The organism is Corallococcus sp. AS-1-12 (genome assembly GCF_020036995.1).
Taxonomy (GTDB): Bacteria; Myxococcota; Myxococcia; order Myxococcales; family Myxococcaceae; genus Corallococcus.
Genome location: NZ_JAIQDD010000005.1, coordinates 88,235 through 101,313, shown reverse-complemented (window position 1 = coordinate 101,313; position 13,079 = coordinate 88,235). Strand labels below are relative to the sequence as shown.

Here is a 13,079-nt window from a genome sequence, read left to right as displayed (position 1 = left end):
CCCGCGCGCGGGAAGGGCAGGGCCCCGGCAAGGGCCCCGCTTCCTTTCGCGCGTGGAGCGGGCCGGGCCTACGAGCGGCGGGCGCGCTTGGGCGTGGAGGTCGCGGCGCGCTTGCCCCGGGCCGGAGCGGCGGCCTTGCGCGCTGACCTGGCCTTGGCGGCGGAGGCCGTCTTCGCCACCGCCTTGCCCGCCTTCTGGGTGGCCTTCTTCGCCGCGGTCTTCACGCGGGCGGCGGCCTTCTTGGCCACGGTCTTCACCTTGCCCACGACCTTCTTCGCGGCCTTCTTCGCCGGAGCCACGGCCCGGCGCACGGCGGCCTTCTTGCTCGCGGCGGCCTTCCTGGCCGGCTTCGCGGCGGGGCCGGGGACGGCGGTGCCCCGGGCGGGGAGCTGGTCCACGAGCTTCTTCGGCGCGATGGCGCGGTAGCTCTCGTCGATCCACGCCTTGATGACGGGCACCGGCACCTGCGAGGCCTCCTCGAAGTGGGCGGTCACCCAGCCGCTCTTCCCCAGGCCGTACTCGGTGGGCTCGGTGAAGGGCAGCGTGAGGGCGGCGTCCTTGGACTCGGGCAGCTTCGCGGAGAGGTTCAGCTTCTCGCCGTCGACGGTCATGAAGAGGAAGGTCTTGTCGTTGACCTTCATCGCGCGGTGGCCCCAGGGAAAGTCCTCGTGGGCGCCGGGGTAGCTCATCGCATGTTCGCGCAGCACGGCTTCGACCTTCTGCGTCTCGTTCTCTGCGGGCATGGGCACCTGGCTTCGTTGTGTGTCGTGACAGCTTAACCGCACCTGTCGCATCCAGCGTATTCCCCAATGTGTCGGTCGCCGGAAGACAGACGGGTGATGGAGCACCCGTGGTTTCCCGCATCCGTCGGAGCCCTTGGCCCTAGGTACGGGGTGGCGGGCACGCATAGTCTCGGGGTCAACGCTAAGGAGTCGCTGCCCCATGCCCCAGTCGCTGCTCGCCACGGATGGCTACAAGTTCAGCATGGCGGAGGCCGGCTGGCCCCTGCGGAAGGAAACGTTCTACTACTCGCACCGCAAGGGCGGGCCCCAGGTGATGCCGCTGGACCTGGAGGCGTGGGTGAAGGCACTCCTGCCGGAGCCCCAGCCGGACGACTACGCGTTCCTCGCCCGCCACGACTACGAGATGGGCGTGGGCTTCAAGGCGGCCATCCTGCGCAAGGCGCAGGTGTCCGTGCGCGCCATCCCCCGGGGTGCGGTGTTCCTGCCGCGCGAGCCCATCCTCACTCTCACGGGGCCCTCCGCGCTGGTGTCGTGGCTGGAGCCGATGCTGTTGCAGCTCAACTACCGCGTCCAGGTGGCCACGCAGGCGCTGCAGGACCGCGAGGCCCTGGCCCGGACGCTGGCCACGGTGACGTGCGAGGAGGAGAAGCGCATCGCCCTGGAGACGTTGGACCAGGTGGGCGTGCGCGCCGTGTCCATCCAGGCGGACCCGGAGGGCTACGCGCGGCGCGTGCGCGCGCAGGTGAAGGAGCTGGTGGACGTCGTCGGGGACCCCTCGCGCATCTTCGAGGTGGGCCTGCGCGCGGCGACCTGCCTGGAGCAGCACGCGCTGGCCCTGCGCGCGTGCCAGGAGGCGGGCGTGCAGCGCACGAGCAACGTGGAGGGCGCGCGCGTGCTGGGGATGATCCCCGTGGGCACCATGGGCCACGAGCACGTGCAGCGCTACGGCTCCGACGACGCGGCCTACCGCGCGATGCACGAGCGCCGGCCGCAGCGCTCCAGCTACCTGCTGGACACCTTCGACACGCTGACGTCGGGCATCCCCGCGGCGTTCAAGCTCATCTCGGAGGATCCGCAGGGTGGGGACTCCATCCGCTTCGACTCCGGGAACAAGAAGCTCCAGTACCTGTACGCGGTGACGCGCGCGCGCGACCTGGGCATCAAGCCGGTCATCATCCTGGAGGACGGGCTGGACGCGCAGATGACGCGCGAGTTCGAGGAGCTGCGCAAGCAGGTGGGCTGGGAGCCGGCGACGCAGTTCTACGGCTACGGCGGCCACATCGTGGCGCGCACCATGTTCCATGCGCTGACGCGCGACCGGGTGGCGGCCATCTACAAGCTGTCGTGCTCCGGCGCGACGCCGGTGATGAAGTTCGGCAACGAGCTGGCGGAGGGCAAGCAGAGCGTGCCGGGGACGCCCGTCCTCTTCCGCCGCCGCACGGGCACGGGGCCGCTGGGGCTGGTGGGGCAGGCGGGGGAGGCGACGCCCCAGGGCTACTTCCCGCTGATGGAGTCCGCCCCGTCCACGCCGTCGCTGGTGGGGACCGAAGGCCTGACGCTGGAGGAGCAGCGCATCGGTTACACTGCCACCACGCAGGCGCTGGTGGAGTCCATCACCCGGCGCCACTTCCCGCAGGGCCGCTGACGCCATGGACGCGGCGGCGCCGGCGGGCCTGGAGAGCACGTCATGCCGCTGCCCCCGCCCCGGTTCCACGATGACGCCCGCGTCGGCCAGCTCTACCTGGAGCGCGTGGCGGAGGTCTCCCAGGAGGCCTGGCGCTACGCCGCCGAGCACCGCGTGCGCCCGGCCCGCGAGGACAGCCAGCGCATCGCGGCGTTCGGCATCGACGCGCAGGTGGCCTTCTGCACGCCGGGCGCGAGCCTCTTCGTCCCGGGCGCGGTGGAGGACACGCAGCGCACGCTGCGCTGGCTGTACGCGCACCTGGACCGGCTGACGGGGCTGGTCTTCTCGCTGGACACGCACCGGGCCTTCCAAATCTTCCATCCGGCGTGGTGGCGGGACGCGCAAGGGCGCCCGCCCGAGCCCATGACGGTCATCACCGCGAAGGACGTGCGGGAGGGCCGCTGGCGGGCGACGCGCCACCCGGAGGAGAGCCTGGCGTACTGCGAGGGGCTGGAGGCGAGCGGCCGGTACGTGCTGACCATCTGGCCGTACCACGCGCTCCTGGGCGGACAGAGCCACGCGCTGGTGCCCGCGTTGTACGAGGCGAGCCTCTTCCACGCGCTGGTGCGGGACACGCCCACGCACTTCGAGCTGAAGGGCGAGCACCCGCTGACGGAGAACTACTCCGTGATGGCGCCGGAGGTGACGCAGGTGAAGGGCCAGCGCGTGGGCGAGTTCAACGCGCGGCTGATGGAGCACCTGCTGTCGTTCGACCGCGTGTACGTCTTCGGGCAGGCCAGCTCGCACTGCGTGCTGTCCACGCTGCGCGACCTTCAGCAGTACCTGGAGCGCACGGACCCATCGAAGCTGGGGAACATCTACATCCTGGAGGACGCGATGAGCCCCGTGCCCGCGCCTCCGCTGGAGCCGCTGCCCGCGGCGCTGGACTTCCCGCGCGTGGCGAAGGAGGCGCTGGCGGGCTTCAAGGCCGCGGGGATGCGCGTGGTGCGCACGACGGATCCGCTGGAGTAGGGCCGCGCCGCCGCTACCGGCCCAGCCGCGCGAGCGCCCACTTCGCGGTGGCGTCTCGCAGCGTCTCCCGGGCGGTGGCGCCGGGGCGGGCCTGGCCGCTCAGCTCCACCACCTCCTGGAAGAGGGACAGCTCCGGTCCGTTGTCCCGCTGCACGACGCCCGCGAAGAGCACCACGTGCGTGCCCTGCGCGCGCGCCAGCCGTGCGAGCGCCACGGGCCCCTTGCCCATGGACGTCTGCCGGTCGAAGCGCCCCTCGCCCGTGAGCACCAGGTCCGCGAGCAGCACGCGCCGCTCCATCCCCAGCGCCCGCGCCACCAGGTCATACCCGGACGTGAGCTTCCCGCCGCCGAGCGCCGCGAGCCCGTAGCCCAGGCCTCCCGCCGCGCCCGCGCCCGGGAGGTTCGCGGTGTCCTCGTCCACGATGCGGCAGAACGTGGCCAGCGCCGCCTCCAGCTCCTCCACCGCCGCCGCGTCCGCGCCCTTCTGCGGACCGAAGAGGCGCGCGGAGCCGTCCGCGCCCAGCAGCGGCGTCGTCACGTCCGTGGCGATGAGCAGCTCCACCTGCCCCAGGCGCGGGTGCCTGCCGCTGGCGTCCACGCGCGAGAGCCTGGCGAGGCTCGAGCCCCCCGGCGGCAGCGGCGCCCCGTCCGCGTCCAGGAAGCGGAAGCCCAGCGCCTCCAGCGCGCCCTTGCCGCCGTCCGTGGTGGCGCTGCCGCCCAGGCCGACGATGAGCCGCTCGCACCCCGAGTCCAGCGCCGCGCGCAAGAGCTGCCCCGTGCCGTGCGTGCACGCGGCCCGCGCGTCCCGCTGCTCCGGCGGCACCCGCGCGAGCCCCGAGGCCTGCGCCATCTCCACCACCGCCGTGCGCCCGTCGTCCAGCCGCGCCCAGCAGGCCTCCACCGGCGTGCCCATGGGGCCGCGCACGGTGAGCCTGCGGCGCTCGCCCTTGGGCATGCCCACGAGCAGCGCGTCCAGCGTGCCCGGACCTCCGTCCGCGAGCGGCGCCACGTCCAGCACCACGTCCAGCGAGGCCTGACGCAGCCCCTCCGCCATGGCGTCCGCGGCCTCGGCCGCGCTCAAGGTGCCCTTGAACTCCTGGGGCGCAAGCAGCCAGCGTGGGGGAATCATGCTCGGGCACCTACAGGCTTGGACCGCGCGGACACGGGGGGACTCCGGTGGGCGCTCCGCCACCGCGTCTGCAGCATGGACGTCATCGTTCCTCCCGGGCCGGGGCGGTATTGACCCCGGCATACCATTCCAGGAGGGGACGTGGCCCCCGCAGTGACGGCATCACGCGTTGTGAAATCCGCTCCAACCGGAGCAGGAGCCGGGACACCTCGTCCGACGGCTGGCGGGCGGGGCCCTGGATGCGCTGACAGAAGAACGTGCGGCAGCCGAACGGCCGGTCCGCGTACACGGTGCAGCGCAGGCCCGCGGCGTCCAGGTAGGGGCAGGCGCCGTCGGCGCGGGGGGGCGGAAGGGGCTTGCTGCGCTTGAGCAGCTCCCACTCGGGGAGCCACAGCCAGGGCTGGCGCTTCGTGACGGCCAACTGGCAGCACTCCCCGCTCGCCGGACACGAGTACGGGGCGTACGCCGCGTCCGCCTGGCGGTAGACGGTGCGCGTCTCTTGAAGGGCGCGCTCCAACGCCCGCGTCCCGGACGCGGGGGCCTCGTCGTCTGCGTCGTCCCAATCCCGGCGTGCCATGACTGAACCGTTCCCGCACGTCGGGGTCCGCTGGATGGACCCCTTGGATGGGTCCTACCCTATCTCACAGCATGCGCAGGACGAAACATTTGAGGTAGCGCGTCTCGCGCAGGTTGAGGAGGACGGGGTGGTCGCGGCCGGCGCCGCGGCGCTCGATGATCTGCACCCGGCGCTTCGCGTCCGCGGCGGCGGAGGCGAGCATCTCCTCGAAGGCCTGCTCGTCCACGTGGTACGTGCAGCTCGCGGTCACCAGGATGCCGCCGGGGCGCAGGAGCTGGAAGGCGCGCAGGTTGAGCTCCTTGTAGCCGCGCACCGCCGCCGGGATGGCGTCCTTGTTCTTCGCGAAGGAGGGCGGATCGATCACGATGGTGTCGTAGCGCTTGCCCTCGTCCACCGCGTCGCGCAGGAAGTCGAACGCGTTGGCCGTCACGACCTCCAGGTTGGAGAGCTTGTTGGACTGGGCGTTGTCGCGAAGCTGCGCGGAGGCGGACTCCGAAATCTCCACCGCCGTGACTTGCTTCGCGCGCGTGGCCAGTTGGAGCGCGAACCCGCCCACGTAGCTGAAGCAGTCCAGCGCCTCGCCGAAGGCGTACTGCGCCGCCATCACGTGGTTCTCGCGCTGGTCCAGGAACGCGCCCGTCTTCTGGCCCTCCAGCAGGTCCGCGCGCATGCGCACCAGGCCCTCGTCGAAGGACACGGGGCCCGGCGGCAGCGCGCCGCGCAAGAGGCCCTTCTCCGGCAGGAGGCCCTCCAGGTGGCGCACGCTCACGTCGGAGCGGTTGACGATGCCCTTGGGGTGGAAGAGCTCCTCCAGCAGGTCCGCGATGAGCGCCTTGCGCTGCTCCATGGCGGGGACCAGGAACTGCACGCTGAGGTAGTCGCCGTAGCGGTCCACCACGAGCCCGGGCAGGCCGTCCGCCTCGCCGTGCACCAGCCGGTACGTCGCCTCGCCGGGCAGCGCCAGCTTGCGCAGCGCCTCGGCGGACTGGAGGCGCTGGCGGAAGAAGTCCGCGTCCACCGGGACGTCGTCGTTGGTGAGCCAGCGCAGGGAAATCTTCGACTGCTTCGAATAGAAGGCCTTGCCCAGGAACCAGCCGCGGCCGTCCACCACGCGGACGACTTCACCGCCCTGGAGGCCGGGGTCGCCGTTGAGGTCCGCGCGGTAGATCCACGGCGGGCCCGCGAGCCAGCGGTCGGAGCCGCGGCGCAGGAGCATCACCTGGGGCGTGCCGTCCGGGCCCAGCTCCGGCGACGTGCGGTCCGCGCGGGGCTTTTCCGGGCGCTGGCCGTGCTTCTCCGGGCGCTGGCCGGGCTTGCCGCCACGTCCGGGGGGAGGGGAGCCGGGCCGGCCGGAGCGGGGGGGAGAGGAGGGCTTCATCAAGGCGTCTCGGAGGGAAAGAGGCGGGAGCGACCGCGCGGCGTATACTCGCAACCCGCGTGAGTTACGAGTTGGTCCTTCAGGCGCGGACCCCAGGCGCCCCCTTCGACATGGCACGGGTGGACGCCCTGCTGGCGGCGCGCCCGGGGACTGGCCGCCCGGACGGCGTGCGCGAGTGGGACCTGGGCGTGGGCACCGTGGAGGTGCTGCCCCTGCGCGACGGCAAGCGGGTGGTGGGCGCGGAGCTGCGCGTGCCGCTGGTGGACGGGGAGGACCTCATCCGCGAGGCGCTGACGGAGGCCGCCGGGCTGGCCCACGAGGCCCGGCTCCGGCTGTTCGACCCGCAGTTGGGAGAGGTCCTCACGGGCGCCGCCACGGAGCGGGTGGTCGAGCAGTACCTGCGCACGGAGCACTACCGGCGCACGGCGAAGCCCATGGAGCTCACCCCCGGCCTGGCGGAGGCCATGGACCGGGCCGAGCGGGTGAACAGCCTGGGCCTGCCGTCCGAGCGCATGTCGCTGACGTCGCGGCTGGTGTTCTTCGCGGTGGGCGGCTTCGCGCTCCTCTACTTCGTGATGCGCTTCCTGATGGCGAAGCTCAACGGGGAGTGAGCCGGGGGGCGCCGGTGACCCCGGGTGGGGACACGGCGTGTGCAGCCGGCAATGAGCGCGGGAGTGAATCTGGCGTTAACGTGCCGGCGTGCTCAAGGCCCTCGTCATCGTCTGCATCCTGTTGCCCCTGGCGGAGCTGTACCTGCTGATCACCCTGGGGCATCACATCGGGTTGGGATCCACGCTCGCGCTGCTGGCGGCCTCCGCCGTGCTGGGGAGCCTCATCGCCCGGAGGCAGGGCGAGAAGGTGTTCCGCAACTGGCGCGAGGCCATGGCCGGAGGCGGCGTGCCCGAGGAGGGCCTGCTCAACGGCGTGCTGGTGCTGGTGGGCGGGGCGCTGCTCATCGCGCCGGGGTTCATCTCGGACGTGATGGGGCTCCTGCTGATGGTGCCGCCGGTGCGCCGCGTGGTGACGGCGCGGGTGCGGCGCTCGCTGGAGCAGACGCTGCGCTCGGGCACGGTGCGCTTCACGCAGGTCGGCCCTGTTCCGGGCGAGGCCCCGTTCCTGGACGCCCGGCGCTTCGACCCGCAGGAGACGGCCGCGAAGGTGGAGCCCTCGGAGGAGGGCCCCGCGACCTTCCGCCGCCCCCGGAGCGAAGGGGGCGAGGTGGACGCGGAGTTCACCAGCGACGAGGAACCCCGGGGCTGACGGGCGCGCGCTGGGGCGAGCCGTTCCAGCGCGGCGTCACGGGAGCGGGCAGGGGCGCGGGCGTCTTCGCGGGAGCGCCGGGCTCGGGTTCGGGGGACATGCCCAGGGCGATGCGGGCCTCGGTGGCGTAGTGGCCGTTGGGGAACTCGCGGAGGTACTGGCGGAACTCGTCCTCCGCGTCCGCGGGCAGGTGCTGCCGGTTGAAGCAGCGGCCACGCAGGATGCGGGCCTGTTCCCGGTGGCTTGTGCGAGGGCTGGCGGTGGCGATCTCCCCCAGGCCCACGAGGAACTGCCCGCACGTGGTGCCGGCCGTCTGGACCTTGGCGTAGCCGAGGAAGCGCTCATCGGAGTCGTCCGACAGCAGTCCGCCCGGAACGAGCGCCCCCAGCGTCTTGCGCTTGCGAGGCTCCGAGGGCGTGGCCGGAGCCACGGACGGAGCCTGCACGGCGCCCGGCAGCGGCGCGGAGGACGCGAGCGAACCCGCCGAAGCGCCGGGGTAGGGCGCGAAGTCGTCGGACGGGGTGGACTCGCGCGGATGCACGGGCTGGGGAATCTCCGTGTTGGGCGCCTGCGCCAGCGCCTCTCCCGGCGCGGACATGGCAGGGGCCGCCGGAGCGTTCGGAGTGGCCTGGGCGACAACGGTGCCCGGTGCCTCGGGCATCTTCTGCGCGACGGCCTGGGAAGGCGCGGCGTTGCTCTCTGCCGAATTGGTGCCGGGAGCCGGGGCATCCGGCGTCTTCTGCTGCGCAACGGCCTGTGAATGCGCGGCATCGTTCTCTGCGGACGGAGTGCCAGGAGTCGGGGCCGCAGGCGCCTTCTGAGCAACGGCCTGAGACGTCGCGGCGTTGTTCCCCGCAGGCGGGGCGCTGACAGCCGAGGCATTGGGACTCTTCTGCGCGAAGGCCTGCGAATGCGCGGCGTTGTGCTCTGCGGACGAAGCGCCGGGAGTCGGGGCATCGGGCGTCCTTTGCGCAACGGCCCGCGAATGCGCGGCATTGTCCTCCATGGACGGAGTGCCTGGAGCCGGGGCATCCGGCGCCTTCTTGGCGACGGCCTGCGACGGCGCGGCATGATTCTCCACGGACGCAGTGCCCGGCTCCGAGACCGTGTCGCGGGTCGCAACGGACGGGCTCGCATCGCCGCGTGACGGTCCCTGCATCGGGGGCACGATGCTCGCGACCGCGGCAGCGGGCTCCGCGTCCCGCAGGTCCCGGAACGCTTGCCGGTCTCCCGCCGAGAGCTCCCGAGGCTTCATCGCTTCACCCGTGCCCGCGAGCTCCACGCGCTCTCCCGCGTCCACGAAGCGCGGAGGCTGTCCCTCCGCGTCCACTCGCACGCGTCCTTCGAGCACCGCCACCGCGGCCCCGGCCGCCGTGCGCTCCACCGAGAACACCGTCCCCACGACGGACACCCGCAGTCCCGCGGACTCCACGAGGAACGCGTCCCTCCGCGCATGCGAGGCCTTCACGGACAGCCGTCCCTGCTGGACGGTCAGGTGCACGGCGTTCGCCTCGGCGCGGGCGAACACCACGTCCGAACCCGCCGACAGCCGCACGCGGCTCTCATCCGGAAGCCGCAGCACGGCCGAAGCCTTCGGCGGCGTCCGCACCGCCATGCCCGAGCGCAGCCGCATCCCCGCCGCCAGCGCGTGCTCCACACCCGTGGCCTCCCGCACCACCGCGCCGGTGACGCGCTCCGCCTCCGTGGTGGACGCAGCCTCCGAATGAGCCGCGACCCTCTCAGGCGCCGAAGGGGATTCCGCACCCGACGCGGCCGCTCCCTCCGTAACGCCACCCTGCCCACGGGTCTTCAAGTCCACGGTCCGCTCGCCGGAAGCCCCAGCGCCCGGGCCGGTCGCGACCGGGGCCTCCGGCCCTCGCGCCGCATCCTTCCAGCGCGCCCCACCCAGCCACACCACCAGCGCGACGGCGCAGGCTCCCGCGAGCGTCAGCGCCCAGGGCGACAGGAACCGCCGCTCGGGCACCGCCATCCGCTTCGCCGCGGCCGCCTTCAGCTTCGCCCCCGTCTCCTCCCACCGCACGGACGGCTCCACCGAGCGCGCCGTGTGCAGCAGCGTCCGGGCCTCCACCACGCGCTTCCACTCCGCCGCGCACGCGGCGCACTCCGCCACGTGCGCCTCCACGCGAGCCTTGCCGGCGGCGTCCAGCTCCCCCGCGGCCAGCGCCCACAGGGCCTGCGTCTCATGACCGGCCATGGGAACCTCCCACCGGCCGGGCGACGACCAGACGCTGCATGGCTTCGGTGAACTCCAATCTCGCGTGGTGCAGGCGGCTGCGCACGGTGTTGGGAGAGCTTCCCACGGCCAGGGCAATCTCGTCCGCGCTCATGCCGCTCAGCTCTGCGTAGACGAAGACGATGCGCTTCTTGGGCGAGAGCTTCTCCAGCGCCGCCTCCACCAGCCTCGCGGCCTGACGGCGCTCCGCGGCGCGCTCCGGGTCCTCTCCGGGCGCCACCATCTCCGGCGGGTCCGCGAAGGGGTCCTCCGGCCGGCGCCGCTTCCATCTCAGATGGCTGAGCGCCACGTTGGCGCACACCCGGTAGAGGAACGTCCTGAACCGGGACTCCCCCCGGAAGCCCTTCACCGCCGTGAGCAGCCGCAGGTACGTCTCCTGAAGGAGGTCATCCACCTCCACGCGGTTTCCCACCAGGTGGCGCAGGGTCCGCGCCGCGTCCAGCTTCGTGGCCTCGTAGAGCTGCTCGAAGGCGGTCAGGTCCCCCTGCTGGACCCGCTCGACCAGGAGCCGCAGGCGGGCCTCGTCCGAGGAGGCCGGCTCACGCGCGTCCACCGCGCCCACGCCGGACTCCGGCGGGACGGCGGACGCCCAGGTGCGCGCTCCTCGGCTGAACACCAGGCCTTCTCCTTCGGGGCGACGCCGGACGTCCCCCTCCTCCAGGAACGCCCTCCAGTCTGTATCGGTGGTCCAGACGAGCACACTGCCTCCGTGCCCCTGGGTCTCCGGAGAGACGAAAAAAGATCAAAATTATTTGATCAATCTGGCCCCCTCTTGCGTCGAAGGCTCTCGAAATCGGATGACCCCCCCGGTGGCCGGTCCGGACCCATCCCATTCCTTTGGAGCCCCCACTCATGAGGAACACCACGCTTCGCGGCACATTGCTCGTGCCGTTCCTTACGCTGTTAGGCCTTTTGTCGGGTTGCATCCTCGAGACGAATGGTGGCGGCTACTGGCCTGACGACGACTACGACACCAGCTACGGCTGCTCCACCACGTCCGACTGCGGCTCCAATCAGTACTGTCGCTCGGGGAGCTGCTGGGACCTGAGCTCCGACTCCCAGAACTGCGTCTATTCGAGCGAGTGTCCCGGCACGCAGATGTGCATCAACGGCTGGTGCGCCCAGTCCTGCTACCGCGACTCGGAATGTGGCGCGGGCGGCCTCTGCAAGGACAACTTCTGCACCTCCGGCACCAAGCCGGACGCGGGCACGGACGGCGGCACCAAGACGGATGGCGGCACGAAGCCGGACGCGGGCACGGACGGCGGCACGAAGCCCGACGCGGGCACGGACGGCGGCACGAAGCCGGACGCGGGCTCCGACGCCGGCACCCCGGTCTGCCGGGTCAATTCTGACTGCGGCACGGACCACTACTGCATCAACGGCACCTGCCGTCAGCAGTGCGACGCGGATGACAAGTGCGGCCCGGGCGGCCTGTGCATCCAGGGCCTGTGCCAGAAGCCGCAGACGGACCCGAACGCGTGCACCACGGAGGCCCAGTGCCCCACGGGCCGCGACTGCGTGAACGGCCAGTGCCGCGCGCCGTGCACCTCCACGACGGAGTGCTCGGCGGACACCAAGTGCGAGGTGGGCTACTGCCTGCCCATCCCGACTGGCGGCCAGTGCCAGGCCAACTGCGAGTGCCCGGCGGGCCAGGTCTGCACCAGCGGCCAGTGCAAGTCGCCGCAGCCGGACCCGGGCCAGGCGTGCCTCGCCAACTGCGACTGCCCCTCCGGCCAGGTGTGCAACAACGGCTACTGCAAGCAGCCGGTGCCGGACGCGGGCTCGGGCAGCAACATCTCCTGCACGGTGAACTGCGAGTGCCCGTCCGGTGAGGTCTGCACCAGCGGCAAGTGCAAGCTGCCCCCGACGCAGCCCACGACGGACGCGGGGACCACCGGCACCGTGTGCCGCGCCAACTGCGAGTGCCCGGCCGGCCAGGCCTGCACCAGCGGCCAGTGCAAGCCGGTGAACCACGGCTCCGGCAAGGTCTGCCAGGCCAACTGCGAGTGCCCGTCCGGCGAGCGCTGCCAGGACAACGTCTGCTGGCTGTAGCCGTCAGCGGCTGACGCTCACCGTAAGGGGGCCACCATGCGCCAGCAGCGGTGGATCTCCTTGCGGTGGAAGTCCTCGGGGATGGAGCGGGGGGTGAGCTCCTCCACCTGTGCCATGCCCCGGGTGGCGGAGTCCTTCAGCTCGAAGCCCAGGAAGTTGGTGGAGAAGTAGAGGACGCCTCCGGGGGCCATGAGCGCCCGGAGGTGTTCCAGCATCCGCACGTGGTCGCGCTGCACGTCGAAGGTCCCCGACATCTTCTTCGACGTGGAGAACGACGGCGGGTCGCAGACGATGAGGTCGTACTTGTCGTCCCCGTGCTTCGCCTGGTCCTCCAGCCACGCCTTCGCGTCCGCGCGGATGAGCACGTGGCGCGGGTCCGCCAGGCCGTTGAGGACCAGGTTGTCCTCCGCCCAGTCCAGGTACGTGTTGGACAGGTCCACGCTCACGCTGCTCGCCGCGCCGCCCGCCGCCGCGTACACGGTGAACGCGCCGGTGTACGCGAAGAGGTTGAGGAAGTGCTTCCCCTTCGCCTCGCTGCGCACGCGCGCGCGGGTGTTGCGGTGGTCCATGAAGAGGCCGGTGTCCAGGTAGTCGCCCAGGTTCACCCAGAACTTGAGGCCCTGCTCCTCCACCACCAGCCGTTCGCTGCCCTGGCCCACGCGCTGGTACTGCGAGCGGCCCCAGGGCTGGGGCGTGTGCGTCTTCACGGAGATGCGCTCGGGCGCCACGCCCAGCACGGCGGTGACGGCGGCGAGCACCTCGTCGCGCTCGGCGTCCTCGGAGGCGCCCTTCGCGCGGGCCTTGCGGCGGGGGAACTCCACGACGTGGGCGTGGTCGCCGTAGAGGTCCACGGCGTAGGGGTACTCGGGGATGTCCCGGTCATAGACGCGGAAGGCGGTGAGCCCCTGCGCGCGAGCCCACTTGCGCAGGCGCTTCGCGTTCTTGCGCAGGCGGTTCTCGAACATGCCCGCGCCCTGCGTCTCCTGCTTGCCTTCGTCCGACATGGTTCCCCTCATATTGCAGGCCG

12 protein-coding genes are annotated in these 13,079 nt (G+C 72.0%); 5 read left to right on the top strand and 7 right to left on the bottom strand.

The genetic code is table 11. The annotated features are described in order from the left end of the window. Nucleotides 1-68 precede the first annotated feature (68 nt). Nucleotides 69-743 (bottom strand): MmcQ/YjbR family DNA-binding protein, encoded by a 675-nt coding sequence (locus K8556_RS10085; RefSeq protein ID WP_223739827.1) that lies wholly within the window; start codon nt 741-743, stop codon nt 69-71. Nucleotides 744-942: 199 nt separating this feature from the next. Here K8556_RS10085 and K8556_RS10080 point away from each other — a divergent pair, with 199 nt between their 5' ends. Both K8556_RS10080 and K8556_RS10075 read left to right on the top strand, forming a co-directional pair. Further along, the gene (locus K8556_RS10080) at nt 943-2,388 is read left to right on the top strand and encodes a nicotinate phosphoribosyltransferase (RefSeq protein WP_223739826.1); all 1,446 of its coding nucleotides are present in this window, start codon (nt 943-945) and stop codon (nt 2,386-2,388) included. A gap of 42 nt (nt 2,389-2,430) precedes the next feature. Beyond that, complete coding sequence (locus tag K8556_RS10075) at nt 2,431-3,399, top strand: nicotinamidase (protein WP_223739825.1); 969 nt, start codon at nt 2,431-2,433, stop codon at nt 3,397-3,399. A 13-nt stretch (nt 3,400-3,412) separates the two neighbouring features. On the opposite strand, the gene K8556_RS10070 is transcribed toward K8556_RS10075, so the two are convergent. The 3 genes from K8556_RS10070 to K8556_RS10060 all read right to left on the bottom strand — a co-directional run bounded on the left by K8556_RS10070 (nt 3,413) and on the right by K8556_RS10060 (nt 6,483). Beyond that, nucleotides 3,413-4,528 (bottom strand): glycerate kinase, encoded by a 1,116-nt coding sequence (locus K8556_RS10070; protein WP_223739824.1) that lies wholly within the window; start codon nt 4,526-4,528, stop codon nt 3,413-3,415. A gap of 82 nt (nt 4,529-4,610) precedes the next feature. Further along, nucleotides 4,611-5,105, bottom strand: coding sequence for a YkgJ family cysteine cluster protein (locus K8556_RS10065; protein ID WP_223739823.1), 495 nt, complete (start codon nt 5,103-5,105; stop codon nt 4,611-4,613). Nucleotides 5,106-5,169: 64 nt separating this feature from the next. Next, nucleotides 5,170-6,483 (bottom strand): class I SAM-dependent rRNA methyltransferase, encoded by a 1,314-nt coding sequence (locus tag K8556_RS10060; protein WP_223739822.1) that lies wholly within the window; start codon nt 6,481-6,483, stop codon nt 5,170-5,172. A gap of 110 nt (nt 6,484-6,593) precedes the next feature. On the opposite strand from K8556_RS10060, the gene K8556_RS10055 reads away from it, so the two are divergent. Both K8556_RS10055 and K8556_RS10050 read left to right on the top strand, forming a co-directional pair. Next, on the top strand, nt 6,594-7,094 hold the full coding sequence (locus tag K8556_RS10055) for a hypothetical protein (RefSeq protein WP_223739821.1): 501 nt from the start codon (nt 6,594-6,596) through the stop codon (nt 7,092-7,094). 88 nt (nt 7,095-7,182) lie between these two features. Continuing rightward, nucleotides 7,183-7,743 carry an FxsA family protein gene (locus K8556_RS10050; RefSeq protein WP_223739820.1) on the top strand — a complete coding sequence of 187 codons (561 nt, stop codon included), beginning with the start codon at nt 7,183-7,185 and terminating at the stop codon, nt 7,741-7,743. Here K8556_RS10050 and K8556_RS10045 read toward each other — a convergent pair. Next, nucleotides 7,715-9,958: a FecR family protein gene (locus K8556_RS10045; protein WP_223739819.1), complete on the bottom strand. Its 2,244-nt coding sequence runs from the start codon at nt 9,956-9,958 to the stop codon at nt 7,715-7,717. The genes K8556_RS10050 and K8556_RS10045 overlap by 29 nt on opposite strands. Further along, nucleotides 9,945-10,613: an RNA polymerase sigma factor gene (locus tag K8556_RS10040; protein WP_223739818.1), complete on the bottom strand. Its 669-nt coding sequence runs from the start codon at nt 10,611-10,613 to the stop codon at nt 9,945-9,947. The genes K8556_RS10045 and K8556_RS10040 overlap by 14 nt, the downstream gene beginning before the upstream one ends. Before the next feature lie 236 nt (nt 10,614-10,849). Here K8556_RS10040 and K8556_RS10035 point away from each other — a divergent pair, with 236 nt between their 5' ends. Beyond that, nucleotides 10,850-12,052, top strand: coding sequence for a hypothetical protein (locus K8556_RS10035; protein ID WP_223739817.1), 1,203 nt, complete (start codon nt 10,850-10,852; stop codon nt 12,050-12,052). A gap of 17 nt (nt 12,053-12,069) precedes the next feature. On the opposite strand, the gene K8556_RS10030 is transcribed toward K8556_RS10035, so the two are convergent. After that, nucleotides 12,070-13,056, bottom strand: a complete 987-nt coding sequence (locus tag K8556_RS10030; protein ID WP_223739816.1) for a class I SAM-dependent methyltransferase — start codon at nt 13,054-13,056, stop codon at nt 12,070-12,072. Nucleotides 13,057-13,079 lie beyond the last annotated feature (23 nt).